We start from the raw sequence: 16,766 nt of genomic DNA, 5'->3' as shown, positions 1-16,766 counted from the left end.
AAAAAATTATGCGCTAATTTGAATCTTCTCTGCTTCGAACGCGGTACGTAAGCGGCGGGCAAAAGCGAGTGCGTGCTCACCATCACCATGAATACATACCGTCTGCGCAGTCACGCTCGCCCATTCTCCCGTCTGGCTTTTCACTCTGCCGGACTGCACCATTTCCAGGGTTTGAGCCAGTGCCTGTTCTTCATTTTCAATCAGCGCGCCCGGCTGGCTACGAGGAACCAGACTGCCATCTGCCTGATAGCCTCGATCGGCAAAAACCTCCTGGCGTGTCACCAGGCCATAATGTTCCCCGGCCCGAATCAGCTCGCTCCCCGCAAGTCCCACCAGCACAAGTGATGGATCGCAGGCATGAACCGCTCTGGCAATCGCATCAGCCAGTTGTGGGTCTTTCGCCGCCTGGTTATAGAGCATCCCGTGTGGTTTGACGTGGCGCATGACGCCGCCTTCAGCCCGAGTGATGGCAGCCAGCGCGCCGATTTGATACAGCGTCTGCGCATATACCGTTTCAGTGGGCAAAGTCATGGCACTACGGCCAAAGTTTTCCCGATCCAGGAAACCTGGATGAGCCCCCACCGCCACCCCATTTTTTAGCGCTTCACGCACGCTTAAAAGCATGGTTTGCGCGTCCCCGGCATGAAATCCACAGGCAATGTTGGCTGATGACACCAGTTGCAACAGCGCGGCGTCATTTGCGCAGCCTTCGCCGAGGTCTGCATTCAGATCAATTTTCATCGTTAAGTCGCCATGTTAACTGTTCCAGATAACGTTGCTGATCGGCACGCGCCTTCAGCGCCTCCTCCAGCGAACACTGAACAAAATGAATCGGCTGGCCGAGAGGGATTTGCGCCAGATGGTACATATCCGCCTCGATGATACAGGCAATTCGTGGATAGCCACCCGTCGTCTGAGCATCGTTCATCAACACAATCGGCTGACCATTGTGCGGTACCTGAACCACGCCGGGGAGCAGACCGTGCGACAACAGCTCACGATCGGTGGTACGTGTAAGTGGCTGACCCTGCAATCGATACCCCATCCGGTTACTCTGTGGGCTGAGCTGCCACGGAGATCGCCAGAATGATGCCTGTGATGCGTCATCAAATTCGTGATATTCAGGTCCGGGTAACGCGCGAATACGGTTGCCCCACAAAAGCTGTTTGACCCCCTGCGGCCCGCTGAACTGTCGCGTTGAAACACCAATCGCCAGCCGATCGCCATCGCGTAACAGACGCCCTTCCAGCCCACCGATACCTACTTTCAGATCGGTACTGCATGAGCCCATCACCTCGGGAACATCAATGCCACCCGCCACCGCCAGATAACTGCGCATCCCGCGATGCGGGCGTTTTAGCATCAGGCGTTGCCCGGCTTTAACCGGCAGTCGCCATCCGCTCCACACAGGGGTACGGTCTAAATGCGCTTCACACCCCGCGCCGGTTAATGCAAACCAGCCATCCGCCTCAAATTCCACCACCAACTGACCGAGCGTCACTTCAAGTGCTGCGGCATTTGCGTCATTACCCACCAGCAGGTTGGCTACGTTCAGCGCCGGTTTGTCCAGCGCCCCACAGTGGCTAATTCCTGATTGCCGAAAACCGTAGCGGCCACCGTCCTGCACGGAGGTATACATGCCCGCACGAATGATTTTTAACATACCCCCTCCTTCTGCGGGACAAATCGCACGGTATCCCCTGGCCGTAACAGGATCGGCTCATCCCGCTGCGGATCGAACAACTTAACCGAGGTATGCCCTATCAGTTGCCATCCTCCTGGTGTTGATAGTGGGTAGATACCGGTTTGTGAGCCACCGATGCCAACTGAACCTGCCGGAACAAGCAGGCGCGGTTCAGCACGTCTTGGTGTATGCAGTTGCTCCGGTAAGCTCCCGAGATAGGGGAATCCCGGCTGAAAGCCGATAAACCAGACTACATAGTCAACTGACGCATGCAGTTCGACAACCTGCTTCTGGCTTAATCCACTATGCTGCGCAACTTCTGCCAGATCCGGTCCGCACGTACCGCCATAGGTAACAGGTATTTCAATAAAGCGCGAATCCGATTCCAGCGCTTCACTCTCTTCCCACCAGCGCTGCAGGCGTTCAATTGCATCCAGCGCCAGCGTTTGTGGGTTGCGCAGAGTCACCGTGATGTTGTTCATTCCAGGAATGACTTCCAGCACATTCGGAGCATCTACCAGACGCTGGGCCAGGCCCCAAATACGTTTCTGACTCGCCAGCGTAATCGGTGGTTCCAGTTCCAGAACCACCGCAGTTTCACCTAACAGATAACAACGCGCTCGCTGCACTTTCGCCCCTCTTTAATTACGCCGGATTGGGTATATCAATGAAAGAAACATCCAAATCAGTATTTTCATTCAGCCATTCACTTAACGCGCGAATACCGCCACGTTCGGTGGCATGATGTCCAGCTGCATAAAAATGCAGCCCCTGCTCACGGGCTGAGTGAATGGTTTGTTCGGAGACTTCACCGGTAATAAAAGCATCGACGCCAAAACGGGCCGCGCTATCAATGAAACTTTGGCCGCCACCGGTACACCAGGCGACGCGCTGAACTTTTTCCGGCCCTGTATCACCACACCATAACGGTTTACGTCCCAGGCGCGCCTCTATCCAGGATGCCAGCTCTAACCCCGGAACCGGCATAGCGAGTTCGCCCCACGGCACCAGAGGCTCAATTTCCCCCATCACGGTAATGCCTAGCAGCGCAGCTAACTGCGCGTTATTCCCCAGTTCCGGGTGCGCATCCAGCGGCAGGTGCCAGCCATACAGGTTAATATCATTTTCCAGCAGTGTTTTCAGACGATGGCGCTTCATACCGCGAATAACCGGGGATTCGCCTTTCCAGAAGTAACCGTGATGAACGATGACCGCATCAGCCCGCAGACGCACTGCCTCGTCCAATAATGCCTGGCTTGCGGTCACGCCGGTCACGATTTTATGCACCGTCTCTTTGCCCTCAACCTGCAAACCATTCGGCGCGTAGTCGCTAATGGCCGCGCTGTTCAGTTTGTCGTTGATCAGTTGTTCCAGTTCGGTGTTTTTCATCATCGCCCTCGTTGTCAAAAATTCTGCATGCCCAATCAGCAACACAGCTTAAGCTAAAATAGCGTCCCCGCCTCCGTTCGTCGATAGCCATTTCACTGACACATCAAGAAACAATCACATGGACTTTGAAGGTAAATTGCTTACCACCAGGAGATTTTATTCATGTATATTTATGCAATCAGACAGCATATTGCAAAAATAATCAGATCTGTATCAAAGTTACCATTTCAAGGAAACACGCTCACACAGTACGTTCATCCTGTCGTGAGGCATTCACTTCGAGAATAGAATGAATAAACAAGCATCTCAGCCGCGCGCTATCTATTACGTCGTCGCACTGCAAATTTGGGAATACTTCAGTTTTTACGGCATGCGTGCACTGCTGATCCTGTATCTCACTAACCAGCTTAAGTACAACGATAATCATGCATATGAACTCTTCAGTGCCTACTGCTCGCTAGTGTATGTCACCCCAATTCTGGGGGGATACCTGGCGGATAAAGTGCTCGGCAACCGTATGGCAGTCATGATTGGCGCATTTTTAATGGCAGTGGGGCATCTGGTGCTGGGTGCCAGTGAAATGGCGCCGGCGTTTCTCTATTTGTCTCTGGCAATTATCGTCTGCGGTTACGGTCTGTTTAAATCCAACATCAGTTGCCTGCTGGGCGAACTGTATCAACCGGAAGATCCGCGTCGCGACGGCGGTTTCTCTCTGCTTTATGCCGCAGGTAACATCGGTTCGATTATCGCCCCTATCGCCTGTGGCTATGTGCAGGAAGAGTACAGCTGGGCCATGGGCTTCGCGCTGGCCGCAATCGGCATGCTGGCAGGACTGGTGATTTTCTTATGCGGAAACCGCCATTTCGCCCACACCACTGGTGTCAACAAAGCTGTCCTGTGCGCCAGAACGTTTATTCTGCCAAACTGGGCCTGGTTGTTGGTATTACTGGTGGCAGCTCCGCTGCTGATTACCGTCCTGTTCTGGAAAGAGTGGTCCGTGTATGCACTGATCGTTGCCACCGTCATTGGTCTGGCTGTTCTGGCAAAAATCTACCGTCAGGCACAAACACAGAAGCAGCGTAAAGAACTGGGGCTTATCGTTACTCTGACCTTCTTCAGCCTGTTGTTCTGGGCCTTTGCTCAACAGGGCGGCAGTTCTATTAGCCTCTATATCGACCGCTTTGTTAATCGCGACATTCTGGGATATTCCGTTCCTACCGCGATGTTCCAGTCGGTCAACGCCTTCGCCGTGATGCTGTGCGGCATCGTGCTGGCATGGGTGGTTAAAGAAAGCGTGGGTGGCAACCGCACTGTGCGTATCTGGGGTAAATTTGCCCTCGGTCTGGGATTAATGAGCGCAGGTTTTTGTATTCTGACCTTAAGCGCCCGCTGGTCAGCAGCTTACGGGCATTCTTCTATGCCACTGATGATCCTTGGGCTGGCGGTGATGGGATTTGCCGAATTGTTTATCGATCCGGTCGCGATGTCGCAAATTACGCGCATTGAGATCCCGGGCGTTACCGGCGTATTAACCGGTATTTATATGCTGCTTTCGGGTGCCATTGCCAACTACCTGGCGGGAGTGATTGCCGACCAGACATCCCAGGGCACATTTGATGCCTCCGGGGCCATCAACTATTCCATCAATGCCTATATTGATGTCTTTAGCGAGATTACCTGGGGAGCCCTGGCCTGTGTCGCGCTGGTACTGCTAATTTGGTTGTATCAGTCACTTAAGTTTAGAAACCGTCCACTGGCGGTAGAGTCCTGAGTTTACAGGCCCGATGATGTACTACGACTCGGGCCTGTTTTTTATCAAGAGATTACGAATTATTAACTGCCAAATCCTCTTCCGACAGACCTGTAACCAGTAACACCATTTCACGAGCTATTCCATGCGCCAGCATTGTTTGCGCTATACGTAATGCAGCCTCGCGTTTACCTTGCTGTACCCCTTCCTGTAATCCCTCTAACCGTAATCGCTCCGCAATAGTCATCAGCCTCTCCTTGTGTTGGGGGATCCGTTGCGCCATCTCTTGCATAAATTCATTGAAGCGAGATGCATCGCCGGATTGCAGAATGTAATTAAACATCGCCTGTAGTTGCGTGTCATTAGCGCATCCTGTAAGTAACAGCGTAGCCAGTTGTTCTACCAGTCCCATCAAATCCCGCTGACGGATATATTTTTGCATGAGTTCCAGCAACGCCATTCGCCTGTGCGTCAGGATTTCATCATCGGGTACTACCGTTATATCCACCAGTGGAAATGCACTGGCATAGAGTTGCCTTGCCGCCACAGGATCTGCAAACGCATCCAGCCAACACAGTGAATACGGGTACGGGCTGCGGTTACCGTGATAAAACAACATCGGTATTACCAGCGGCAGTTCCTTGTGTCCGGCGTCCAGATGGCGCTGCATGGCCGTCATCGCATAACGCAGCAAACGAAAAGCCATATGCGGATCGGCTGAACTCTGATGCTCTATAACAACATAGACATACCCGTCACCGTCGCGTGTGTGCAGCGACCAGAGCACATCGGAGTAGCAAGAACGTAAATCCGCTTCAATAAAGCTCTCTGACTCCAGCTTCAACGTATTAAAATCGCAAAGCTTTTGCAGACAAGCCGGAAGGTGAATCTCGAGGAAATCCCGCGCAGTTTCGGGATGGTGTAAAAACGTTTTGAATACCGCATCATGCGGAGTGGAAGTCGTTGCCGTTGTCATCGTGTTCCGTCACCTGAAAGAAGATGACGGGACTTTACTGCCCAGGCGTAACTGGTGCATTCAGGCAGTAACGGTCTTACGCACACGATTCAGCGCTAAATGCGCCCGCTAGCAACATGTGCATTCTGCTGGAATGCATTACGCAGAAATCCACCACGCACTCACCCTTTTCGCGCCGCCTCATAGGCCGCGAGCGTGGCTAATCTCGCCTGCTTATGGTCGACAATGGGGCGAGGGTAATGGAGAGTCACCTGCGCTTTTTCCGCCCAGTTCCACGGCTCGTGGATTGCTTTTCCTGGCACCTCGCGTAATTCCGGCACCCACTGGCGGATAAACTCACCGTCACGATCGAATTTTTCCCCCTGAGTCGTTGGATTAAAAATACGAAAATACGGCGCGGCATCAGTTCCGGTTGACGCCGCCCACTGCCAGCCACCGTTATTGGCTGCCAGATCGCCGTCGATCAGTTGCGACATGAAATACTGCTCTCCTTTACGCCAGTCAATCAGCAGATCTTTCACCAGAAAGCTGGCGGTAATCATGCGTAAACGGTTATGCATCCATCCTGTGGTGTTAAGCTGGCGCATGGCGGCATCCACAATGGGATATCCCGTTTGCCCCGTCTGCCACGCCTGAAAATGTGCAGAGTTATCCTGCCACTGAACACGATCGGTCCAGCGAATAAAGGGACGATGACGACACAGTGCCGGGTGGTATGTCATTAAATGGCGGTAAAACTCGCGCCAGATAAGCTCATTCAACCAGACGCTTCCGCTCCCGCCCTCAAGTGCCTGCGGCTGTTCTGCTAACAACCGGTTCAGGCATTGACGCGGCGATAATCCACCGGTTGCAAGACTTGCGGATAACCGGCTGGTGCCATCAATTGCCGGAAAGTCACGCTGTTGTTCATATTCCGCGACAGCCTGCTGGCAAAACTGACGTAATTGCGCGATAGCCAATTTTTCTTCCGGTTGGAAATGTCGCACATCAAAATCCTGCTGCGGATAACTCAGCGTAATTGCGGTTAACGGTGCGGAAATAGTGCTGCTGTCTCGTCTCTTTGGCGCGGCAACACTCTCAGGAACACCGTCTTTTAGACGTTTCAGCCAGGCATTTTTAAATGGCGTAAAGACTTTATACATTTCATGATTGCCGGTCATCACCGCCCCCGGAGGCAGGATCACGCTGTCGTCAAAACCCTCACAGATCACGTGTGGCAATGACTTTTCCACACTTACATCACGCTGTCGTTCGTTTATTTCATACTGATAGTTATAAAAAAGCCGGCTGACATCATGCTGCGCACAGACGTTTTTTACTGTATCCACGCTGGCGGAAAAATCGGTAACTTCATGAAACAGAAGGGGAATGCCTTTTTCTGCCAGTGCCGTTTGTAGCATATTTAATTGAGCGCTAATAAACGCCGCCTGGCGTGGAGCCATGTTATGTAACGTCCACTGTTCGGGAGTGGCAATATATAACGCCAGTACCTGAGCAGAAGGATCACGGCACGCGGCGGCGAGGGCGAGATTATCGTGCAGACGTAAATCACAACGAAACCAGACCAAATGGGTGGTCATAAAGCTCCCAAATCAATAAGACAATTAGCTTCCATAGCGCAAACGTAACGTTGCGGGCCAGGGATCAAAGTAGCGCTGTCCGGAAAGCCAGGTATCCGGGTATTCTGCCATATAGTGTTTGAGCAGCGTCACGGGAGCAAGCAGTGGCTGCGTTGCGCGCCGATAATCATCAATCAGCGTTGCGAGTTCCTGACGCTGACGAGCATTGAGCTGCTTACGAAAATACCCCTGAACGTGCATCAAAACATTAGTATGGTTACGCCGGGTAGCCTGATGCGACATCAAAGCCATCAACTGCTGGCGATAAGCGATAAAAAAGGCATCCAGACTTTCCCATTCGTGAACCGCTGCCACAAAACGCCCGAGCTCCCGATATGCTGGCTGAGAATGCGTCAACAGCAGCAGCTTATAGCGACTGTGATAGTCAATCAGTGCTCCGCGTGTCAGCCCTTGCTCACGAATACCATTTAGTTCATTCAGCGCATACATTCGTTCAACAAAGTTTTCGCGGATTTGCGGGTCATGCAACCGCCCATCCTCTTCTACTGGCAACCACGGATATGCGTCCATCAATAATGATGTGTAGATACCGCGTCCCGCTTTGCGGTTATTTTTACCGTCAGCATCGTACACGCGGACACGTTCCATTCCGCAGGTGGGGGATTTTGCGCAGACGATGTAGCCGCACAGATGTTCAAACTGCCCGATCTGTTGGTTACTGAAAACCGTCATGGCATCAGTGAGGTTCCCTTCCCGCTTATCGCTAAAACGCAGAGAAATAGCACCATCATCGTTTTTTACCAGACGTAACGCAGGACGAGGCACTGGCAATCCAATGGCCATTTCCGGACACACTGGCTCAAAGCACACCCACGGAGACAGGTCTTCCACGGCAAAAGCCAGCCGTTTATGTCCGCCATCAAAGCGAACGTTAGCACCTAGCAAGCAGGCACTGATACCCACCGGGATTTTCTCGTTCATCACAACTCCTTATCCGTTATCTGAATAAGTGTAGACGTCGGAGCATAAAAAAAACCGCTACATTACTGTTAGCGGTTTTCTTGAGCAATTTCGATAAATTAATAGAAATCGCAGGTCGCTTTTTCAGCCTGATCCATCCACACCGGCTTATCGCTGGTTTTCGACCAGACGCGGTGCAGGTAGCTGTAAAAACGGGCGCGGTCTTTCCAGAACAGCATGACCGGTAGCGCCAGCACGCCCGCCACAACGGCGAAAGTACGGCGTAATAAGACAACATGTGCTGGATATTCTTTGTAAAGATCCATACTTTTCTCCCCTATATCTGTTCGGTGAATCGCACCGGAAAAATAAACTTGGTTAACTGATGAAAATAATACCGCCTTGTGTGTAATTTTACTACTCATCCGACCACTTATTTTTATCTATTGATGCTTCGTTTAACTTAAATTCGTAATTTAGTTACATAAAAGTTAAATTAATACTAATCATTAGTTAAATAATGGCCTTTGCCATTTTTATACTTTTTTTACATCCCGCCCGCCGATTTTTGCGAAATCTTTGCAACCAAAAAACTACGCTCTGGTTATCACATTTATGCCACTGGAGGTGCACCGTGAGTGCAGGCGTGATAACCGGCGTTGTGCTGGTGTTTTTATTATTAGGTTATCTGGTGTATGCCCTGATCAATGCGGAGGCGTTCTGATGGCGGCACAAGGATTTTTACTCATCGCCAGTTTCTTACTGGTTCTTTTGGTTGTAGCCAGGCCATTGGGCGCAGGGCTGGCAAGGCTTATCAATGACGCATCATTGCCGGGCGTGACCGGCATTGAACGTGTACTCTGGCGTGGGCTGGGCATTTCGCAACACGAAATGAACTGGAAGCAGTATCTGCTGGCAATTCTTGCACTCAATATGTTGGGTCTGCTGGTGCTGTTTTCGATGCTGATGGCGCAAGGTTTGCTGCCACTGAACCCTCAGCAATTGCCGGGACTCTCATGGCATCTCGCGCTGAATACCGCCGTGAGTTTTGTCACCAATACCAACTGGCAGTCATACAGCGGCGAAACCACCTTAAGCTACTTCAGCCAAATGGCCGGGCTAACCGTACAGAATTTCCTGTCAGCGGCAACCGGCATCGCGGTGATTTTCGCCCTGATCCGCGCCTTCACACGCCAAAGTATGAACACGCTGGGTAACGCCTGGGTGGATCTGGTGCGCATTACGTTATGGATCTTGCTGCCCATTGCTCTGCTCATCGCCCTGTTTTTTATACAGCAAGGCACGCTGCAAAACCTGTTGCCTTACCAGGCGTTCACCACGCTTGAAGGCGCTAAACAACTGCTGCCGATGGGTCCGGTCGCCTCGCAAGAAGCCATTAAGATGCTCGGCACTAACGGTGGCGGCTTCTTTAACGCTAACTCATCACATCCGTTTGAAAATCCAACCGCACTGACCAACATGGTGCAGATGCTGGCGATCTTTTTAATTCCCGCCGCCCTGTGCTTTGCTTTTGGCGACGTCGTGGGCGATCGCCGTCAGGGACGTACTCTGCTGTGGGCAATGTCGCTGATTTTTGTCATCTGCGTGGCGGTCGTGATGTGGGCTGAGATTCAGGGTAATTCACATCTGATGGCGTTTGGCGCAGACAGCAATATCAACATGGAAGGTAAAGAGAGCCGCTTTGGCGTGCTGGTCAGCAGTCTGTTTGCGGTCGTCACGACGGCAGCATCCTGCGGGGCGGTCATCGCTATGCATGACTCTTTCACCGCGCTGGGCGGGATGGTGCCAATGTGGTTGATGCAGATTGGCGAAGTGGTGTTTGGCGGCGTGGGTTCAGGTTTATACGGCATGCTGCTGTTTGTTCTGCTGGCCGTATTTATCGCCGGACTGATGATTGGCCGTACCCCGGAATATCTGGGTAAGAAAATCGACGTGCGCGAAATGAAAATGACAGCGCTGGCGATTCTGGTTACCCCTGCACTGGTGCTGCTTGGTACAGCGATTGCCATGATGAGCGACGCCGGGCGCAGCGCGATGCTCAACCCTGGGCCACACGGTTTCAGTGAGGTGCTGTACGCCGTATCGTCTGCAGCGAACAACAACGGTAGCGCCTTTGCCGGGTTAAGCGCCAACAGCCCATTCTGGAACTGCCTGCTGGCCTTCTGCATGTTCTTCGGGCGCTTCGGCGTCATTATTCCGGTGATGGCAATTGCCGGGTCGTTGGTCGGTAAAAAGAGCCAACCCGCAAGCCCTGGCACTCTGCCCACACACGGTGCGCTGTTTGTCGGGTTGTTAATCGGTACGGTGTTACTGGTTGGCGCTCTTACCTTTATTCCTGCTCTGGCGCTTGGTCCGGTCGCAGAATACCTCTCTTTACGTTGAGCGATGCGGAGCACATTATTATGAGTCGCAAGCAACTGGCGCTGTTCGAACCCTCTCTGGTCGCGCAAGCGCTTATGGACGCCATCAAAAAATTAAGCCCACATACCCAGTGGCGCAATCCAGTCATGTTTATCGTCTGGATCGGCAGCCTGCTGACCACGCTGATAACCGTAGCGATGGCAACCGGGCACATGATCGGGAACCCAATGTTTACCGGGGCGATAAGTCTCTGGTTATGGGTGACCGTTCTGTTCGCCAACTTTGCCGAGGCGCTGGCGGAAGGACGTAGCAAAGCACAAGCCAACAGCCTGAAAGGGGTGAAAAAAACAGCTTTCGCACGTAAATTACGCGAACCCAAATACGGCTCGTCAATGGATCATGTTCCTGCCAGCGAACTGCGTAAAGGGGATGTGGTGCTGGTTGAAGCAGGCGATATTATCCCCTGCGACGGCGAAGTCATCGAAGGCGGCGCATCAGTGGATGAAAGCGCCATTACCGGTGAATCTGCGCCGGTTATCCGCGAATCCGGCGGTGACTTCGCATCAGTTACCGGAGGAACTCGCATCCTCTCCGACTGGCTGGTGATCGAATGCAGCGTGAACCCCGGCGAAACATTCCTCGACCGAATGATCGCAATGGTCGAAGGCGCCCAACGGCGGAAAACGCCAAATGAAATCGCGCTGACGATCCTGCTGATCGCCCTGACCATCGTCTTTTTGCTGGCAACCGCTACGCTGTGGCCGTTTTCCGCCTGGGGCGGCAGCGCGGTCAGCGTCACAGTTCTGGTTGCATTGCTGGTCTGCCTGATCCCCACCACTATCGGTGGCCTGCTCTCCGCGATTGGCGTCGCCGGAATGAGCCGCATGCTGGGTGCGAATGTCATCGCCACCAGCGGGCGAGCGGTAGAAGCAGCAGGTGACGTGGACGTACTGCTGCTGGATAAAACCGGCACCATTACGCTGGGCAACCGTCAGGCTTCAGATTTTCTTCCCGCCCAGGGCGTTGATGAAAAAACGTTGGCCGACGCCGCACAGCTTTCGTCACTGGCGGATGAAACGCCAGAAGGTCGTAGCATCGTGGTGCTGGCAAAACAGCGCTTTAATCTGCGCATACGCGACGTGCAATCGCTGCACGCCACATTTGTACCGTTTACCGCACAAAGCCGGATGAGCGGTATCAATATCGACAACCGCATGATCCGCAAAGGTTCAGTAGACGCCATTCGTCGTCACGTCGAAGCCAACGGAGGGCACTTCCCTGCCGATGTTGAGCAGAAGGTCGAAAACGTCGCTCGCCTTGGTGCGACGCCGCTGGTCGTTGCCGAAGGTTCGCACGTACTGGGTGTGATTGCGCTGAAAGATATCGTTAAAGGCGGGATCAAAGAACGTTTTGCCCAGTTGCGCAAAATGGGTATCAAAACGGTGATGATCACAGGCGACAACCGGCTAACCGCCGCCGCGATTGCGGCAGAAGCCGGGGTGGATGACTTTTTAGCGGAAGCCACACCGGAAGCCAAGCTGGCACTTATTCGTCAGTACCAGGCGGAAGGTCGTCTGGTGGCGATGACCGGCGACGGAACCAACGACGCCCCCGCACTGGCTCAGGCAGATGTGGCGGTTGCCATGAACTCCGGGACCCAGGCCGCGAAGGAAGCGGGCAACATGGTCGATCTGGATTCTAACCCCACTAAACTGATTGAAGTGGTGCATATTGGCAAACAGATGCTGATGACACGTGGCTCGCTGACCACCTTCAGTATTGCCAACGACGTTGCGAAATATTTCGCCATTATCCCGGCTGCGTTTGCCGCAACCTACCCGCAGCTCAACGCACTTAACGTGATGCGCCTGCATTCGCCGGATTCGGCAATCCTGAGCGCGGTCATCTTCAATGCGCTGGTTATTGTCTTTCTGATCCCACTGGCGCTGAAGGGCGTGAGCTATAAACCGTTATCGGCTTCCGCCATGCTGCGCCGTAACTTGTGGATCTACGGTCTGGGCGGTCTGGTTGTGCCATTTATTGGTATCAAAGTGATTGATTTATTGCTGACCCTGCTGGGTCTGGTGTGAGGTTTCAGATGAGTGGATTACGTCCTGCACTATCAACATTGATTTTCCTGATACTTATCACCGGCGGAGCATATCCATTGCTGACAACCGCACTGGGGCAATGGTGGTTTCCCCATCAGGCTAACGGGTCACTGCTCCGTGAGGGTCAGGTCGTTCGCGGCTCTGAACTCATCGGCCAGAACTTTACCGCCGCCGGTTATTTTCAGGGACGCCCTTCAGCGACGGCGGAAATGCCCTATAATCCAATGGGTTCAGGCGGCAGTAACCTGGCGGCCAGCAACCCGGAGCTGGATAAACAATTGCAAAGCAGGATTGCCGCGCTGCGTGCTGCAAATCCGCAGGCTAACCCAGTTGTTCCGGTGGAACTGGTCACGGCGTCTGCCAGTGGACTGGACAATAATCTGACACCGAACGCGGTAGCCTGGCAGATCCCCCGCGTGGCGCAAGCCCGTAACCTCAGCGTTGAAGAGGTAACGCAGTTAGTTGCACAATACACGCATAAGCCGCTGGTCGGGTTTATCGGCCAGCCGGTAGTGAACCTGGTGGAACTTAATTTAGCGCTGGATAAACGCTGAGAAAAAGGTCATGACAGAAGAACCCTTGCGCCCCAATCCGGATCGCTTACTGGAACAGACCGCCGCCCCGCACCGGGGAAAACTGAAAATCTTCTTCGGTGCCTGCGCTGGAGTCGGGAAAACCTGGGCTATGCTGGCTGAGGCCCAGCGGTTACGGACGCAAGGGCTGGATGTGTTGATCGGCGTGGTGGAAACTCACGGGCGTAAAGAGACCGCCGCACTGCTGGACGGACTCGCCGTGCTGCCGCTGAAACGCCAGTCACACCGTGGGCGGCACATCAGCGAGTTTGATCTCGATGCCGCCCTTGCCCGTCGCCCGGCCCTGATTTTAATGGATGAACTGGCGCACAGTAATGCGCCAGGCTCGCGTCACCCTCGCCGTTGGCAGGACATCGAAGAACTGCTGGAAGCTGGCATTGATGTCTTTACCACTGTTAACGTTCAGCATCTGGAAAGCCTGAACGATATCGTCAGCGGCGTTACCGGTATTCAGGTCCGCGAAACCGTCCCCGATCCGTTTTTCGATGCGGCTGATGATGTGGTACTGGTCGATCTCCCCCCTGACGATCTGCGCCAACGTCTGAACGAAGGCAAAGTCTATATTGCCGGTCAGGCAGAACGGGCTATCGAACACTTCTTCCGCAAAGGCAATTTGATCGCGCTGCGCGAACTGGCCCTGCGACGTACAGCTGATCGGGTAGACGATCAAATGCGCGCCTGGCGAGGTCACCCTGGAGAGGAAAAAGTCTGGCACACCCGCGATGCCATCCTGCTGTGTATCGGACACAACACCGGCAGCGAAAAGCTGGTGCGTGCCGCCGCACGTCTGGCTGCACGTCTCGGTAGTGTCTGGCATGCCGTGTATGTCGAAACACCCGCATTGCATCAGTTACCCGAAAAGCAACGTCGCGCAATTCTTGGCGCCTTGCGACTGGCACAGGAATTAGGAGCAGAAACAGCCACCCTCTCCGATCCCGCAGAAGATAAAGCGGTCGTCCGCTACGCCCGGGAGCACAATCTGGGAAAAATCGTGCTGGGGCGTCCGACAACGCGACGCAGGTGGCGCAGTGATTCCTTTGCCGACAAACTGGCCCATCGCGCACCGGATCTCGATCTGATGATTGTCGCGTTGGACGATCCCCCTCCACGTCCGGCGGTTCAGGCTGCTGACACGCGTACCTTTAAAGATAAGTGGCGGGTACAGATTCAGGGCTGTCTGGTTGCAGCTGCACTGTGCGCCTTCACAACGCTGATAGCCATGCAGTGGCTGGTTGCCTTTGATGCCGCCAATCTGGTAATGCTCTACCTGTTAGGCGTGGTAGTGATCGCCCTGTTCTACGGACGCTGGCCGTCTGTGGTGGCGACCTTTATTAACGTCGCCAGCTTCGATCTGTTCTTTATTGCCCCGCGCGGTACGCTGGCCGTTTCGGACGTCCAGTATCTGCTCACATTCGCCGTTATGTTGACGGTCGGTCTGGTCATCGGGAATCTGACCGCAGGAGTGCGCTATCAGGCACGAGTCGCTCGCTACCGGGAACAGCGCACGCGGCATCTGTACGAGATGTCCAAAGCCCTGGCCGTGGGGCGGAGTCAACAAGATATCGCTGCCACCAGTGAGCAGTTTATTACCTCAACCTTTCAGGCCCGCAGTCAGGTTTTATTGCCCGATGAGAACGGTAAACTGGCTCCGCTGACGCATCAACAAGGCACGACGCCCTGGGATGATGCCATTGCCCGCTGGAGCTTTGATAAGGGACAACCGGCCGGGGCCGGCACCGATACCTTACCGGGCGTACCGTATCAGATCTTACCGTTAAAAAGCGCCGACAAAACGTATGGACTGTTGATAGTAGAACCGGGGAATCTTCGACAGTTGATGATCCCGGAACAACAACGACTGCTGGAAACCTTTACCTTGTTGGTTGCCAGCGCCCTGGAGCGACTGGCGCTGACTGCCAGCGAAGAGCTGGCGCGATTTGCCAGCGAACGCGAGAGCATCCGCAACGCCCTGCTCGCCGCCCTTTCTCATGATTTACGCACGCCGTTAACGGTGCTGTTCGGTCAGGCGGAGATTTTAACATTGGATCTGGCAACGGAAGGCTCGAAGCACGCCCGTCAGGCCAGCGAAATTCGCCAGCATGTCCTTAACACGACCCGGCTGGTAAATAATCTGCTGGATATGGCGCGAATTCAGTCTGGCGGCTTTAATCTTAAGAAAGAGTGGTTAACGCTGGAGGAAGTGGTGGGCAGCGCCTTACAGATGCTGGAGCCTGGCCTGGCTGCACCAATTAATCTGTCACTTCCTGAGCCATTGACGCTGATACACGTTGATGGGCCACTCTTTGAACGAGTGCTGATTAATCTGCTGGAAAACGCCGTCAAATACGCAGGCCCGCAGGCACAAATAGGAATTGAAGCACATGTTGAGGGCGAACACCTGCAACTGGACGTGTGGGATAACGGGCCTGGCATTCCGTCAGGCCAGGAACAACGTATTTTCGACAAGTTTTCCCGGGGGAACAAAGAGTCATCAGTACCGGGCGTTGGGCTGGGGCTGGCAATTTGCCAGGCTATTGTCGACGTGCATGGCGGGACCATTACCGCCCATAATCGACCGCAGGGTGGCGCTTGCTTCCGTGTTACACTGCCACAAGAATTACCCCCTGAACTTGAAGATTTTCATGAGGATATGTGACAAACGTATTGATTGTTGAAGATGAACAGGCCATTCGTCGCTTTCTGCGCACCGCGCTGGAAGCCGATGGTCTGCGCGTGTATGAAGCAGAAACGTTGCAACGTGGCCTGCTGGAGGCCGCGACGCGTAAACCCGATCTCATCATTCTCGATCTCGGCCTGCCAGACGGTGACGGCACTGATTTTATTCGCGACCTGCGACAATGGAGCGCTATTCCCGTTATAGTGCTTTCAGCTCGCAGTGAAGAGAGCGACAAAATCGCCGCACTGGATGCCGGTGCTGATGATTATCTCAGCAAGCCGTTTGGCATTGGCGAACTGCAGGCGCGTTTGCGTGTGGCATTACGCCGCCACGCTATTGGACCCGCACCCGAGCCAGTCGTGCATTTTTCCGATGTGAAAGTGGATATTGCCGCGCGTCTGGTACATCGTGGCGAAGAGGAAATTCACCTGACGCCAATTGAATTTCGCCTGCTGGCGATACTTCTCAATAACAGCGGGAAGGTGCTGACCCAGCGTCAGCTGTTGAATCAGGTTTGGGGTCCCAACGCCGTCGAGCACAGCCACTACCTGCGAATTTATATGGGGCACTTGCGCCAGAAACTGGAAGTAGACCCGGCGCGCCCTCGTCACTTTATAACCGAAACCGGGATTGGCTATCGGTTTATGCCGTGATATTTCACCGG

General features: G+C 53.8%; 15 protein-coding genes. 7 read left to right on the top strand and 8 right to left on the bottom strand.

The window, feature by feature from the left end; translation table 11 throughout:
- Positions 1-6 precede the first annotated feature (6 nt).
- From pxpA to ybgI, 4 genes are read right to left on the bottom strand one after another with little or no spacing between them, the layout of a single operon-like run.
- Positions 7-741 carry a 5-oxoprolinase subunit PxpA gene (pxpA, locus tag OGX98_RS01265; protein ID WP_048221842.1) on the bottom strand — a complete coding sequence of 245 codons (735 nt, stop codon included), beginning with the start codon at positions 739-741 and terminating at the stop codon, positions 7-9.
- On the bottom strand, positions 731-1,663 hold the full coding sequence (pxpC, locus tag OGX98_RS01260; protein ID WP_045441085.1) for a 5-oxoprolinase subunit PxpC: 933 nt from the start codon (positions 1,661-1,663) through the stop codon (positions 731-733). The genes pxpA and pxpC overlap by 11 nt, the downstream gene beginning before the upstream one ends.
- On the bottom strand, positions 1,657-2,313 hold the full coding sequence (pxpB, locus tag OGX98_RS01255; RefSeq protein ID WP_286594720.1) for a 5-oxoprolinase subunit PxpB: 657 nt from the start codon (positions 2,311-2,313) through the stop codon (positions 1,657-1,659). Before pxpB ends, pxpC begins: the two co-directional genes overlap by 7 nt.
- A 16-nt stretch (positions 2,314-2,329) precedes the next feature.
- On the bottom strand, positions 2,330-3,073 hold the full coding sequence (gene ybgI, locus OGX98_RS01250; protein WP_045449503.1) for a radiation resistance protein YbgI: 744 nt from the start codon (positions 3,071-3,073) through the stop codon (positions 2,330-2,332).
- 289 nt (positions 3,074-3,362) lie between these two features.
- Here ybgI and OGX98_RS01245 point away from each other — a divergent pair, with 289 nt between their 5' ends.
- Positions 3,363-4,844, top strand: a complete 1,482-nt coding sequence (locus OGX98_RS01245; protein WP_286493554.1) for an MFS transporter — start codon at positions 3,363-3,365, stop codon at positions 4,842-4,844.
- A gap of 52 nt (positions 4,845-4,896) precedes the next feature.
- Here OGX98_RS01245 and OGX98_RS01240 read toward each other — a convergent pair whose 3' ends face one another.
- The 4 genes from OGX98_RS01240 to OGX98_RS01225 all read right to left on the bottom strand — a co-directional run bounded on the left by OGX98_RS01240 (position 4,897) and on the right by OGX98_RS01225 (position 8,665).
- A complete protein-coding gene (locus tag OGX98_RS01240; protein WP_286594719.1) occupies positions 4,897-5,799 on the bottom strand; it encodes an Rpn family recombination-promoting nuclease/putative transposase in 903 nt (300 codons plus the stop codon).
- Between the two features lie 161 nt (positions 5,800-5,960).
- Positions 5,961-7,379 carry a deoxyribodipyrimidine photo-lyase gene (phrB, locus tag OGX98_RS01235; protein WP_286594718.1) on the bottom strand — a complete coding sequence of 473 codons (1,419 nt, stop codon included), beginning with the start codon at positions 7,377-7,379 and terminating at the stop codon, positions 5,961-5,963.
- A 24-nt stretch (positions 7,380-7,403) separates the two neighbouring features.
- Positions 7,404-8,360: a YbgA family protein gene (locus tag OGX98_RS01230; protein ID WP_284096565.1), complete on the bottom strand. Its 957-nt coding sequence runs from the start codon at positions 8,358-8,360 to the stop codon at positions 7,404-7,406.
- A 98-nt stretch (positions 8,361-8,458) separates the two neighbouring features.
- A complete protein-coding gene (locus OGX98_RS01225; RefSeq protein WP_045441079.1) occupies positions 8,459-8,665 on the bottom strand; it encodes a YbfA family protein in 207 nt (68 codons plus the stop codon).
- Positions 8,666-8,973: 308 nt separating this feature from the next.
- Here OGX98_RS01225 and kdpF point away from each other — a divergent pair, with 308 nt between their 5' ends.
- The 6 genes from kdpF to kdpE are packed head-to-tail and all read left to right on the top strand — an operon-like array spanning position 8,974 to position 16,755.
- Positions 8,974-9,063 (top strand): K(+)-transporting ATPase subunit F, encoded by a 90-nt coding sequence (gene kdpF, locus OGX98_RS01220; RefSeq protein WP_042392117.1) that lies wholly within the window; start codon positions 8,974-8,976, stop codon positions 9,061-9,063.
- On the top strand, positions 9,063-10,742 hold the full coding sequence (gene kdpA / locus OGX98_RS01215) for a potassium-transporting ATPase subunit KdpA (protein WP_286594717.1): 1,680 nt from the start codon (positions 9,063-9,065) through the stop codon (positions 10,740-10,742). Before kdpF ends, kdpA begins: the two co-directional genes overlap by 1 nt.
- Positions 10,743-10,762: 20 nt before the next feature.
- A complete protein-coding gene (gene kdpB, locus OGX98_RS01210) occupies positions 10,763-12,811 on the top strand; it encodes a potassium-transporting ATPase subunit KdpB (RefSeq protein WP_200010586.1) in 2,049 nt (682 codons plus the stop codon).
- Between the two features lie 8 nt (positions 12,812-12,819).
- Entirely contained in the window at positions 12,820-13,386 is a 567-nt protein-coding gene (gene kdpC / locus OGX98_RS01205) for a potassium-transporting ATPase subunit KdpC (protein ID WP_045441076.1), read from the top strand.
- 10 nt (positions 13,387-13,396) lie between these two features.
- Complete coding sequence (kdpD, locus tag OGX98_RS01200) at positions 13,397-16,081, top strand: two-component system sensor histidine kinase KdpD (RefSeq protein ID WP_286594716.1); 2,685 nt, start codon at positions 13,397-13,399, stop codon at positions 16,079-16,081.
- The gene (kdpE, locus tag OGX98_RS01195) at positions 16,078-16,755 is read left to right on the top strand and encodes a two-component system response regulator KdpE (protein ID WP_045441074.1); all 678 of its coding nucleotides are present in this window, start codon (positions 16,078-16,080) and stop codon (positions 16,753-16,755) included. The genes kdpD and kdpE overlap by 4 nt, the downstream gene beginning before the upstream one ends.
- Positions 16,756-16,766: the final 11 nt, after the last annotated feature.

This window comes from Citrobacter sp. Cm046 (assembly GCF_030333065.1).
GTDB lineage: Bacteria > Pseudomonadota > Gammaproteobacteria > Enterobacterales > Enterobacteriaceae > Citrobacter > Citrobacter murliniae.
The sequence above is the reverse complement of the archived record's forward strand: the minus strand, read 5'-3'. Positions and strand labels throughout refer to the sequence as shown.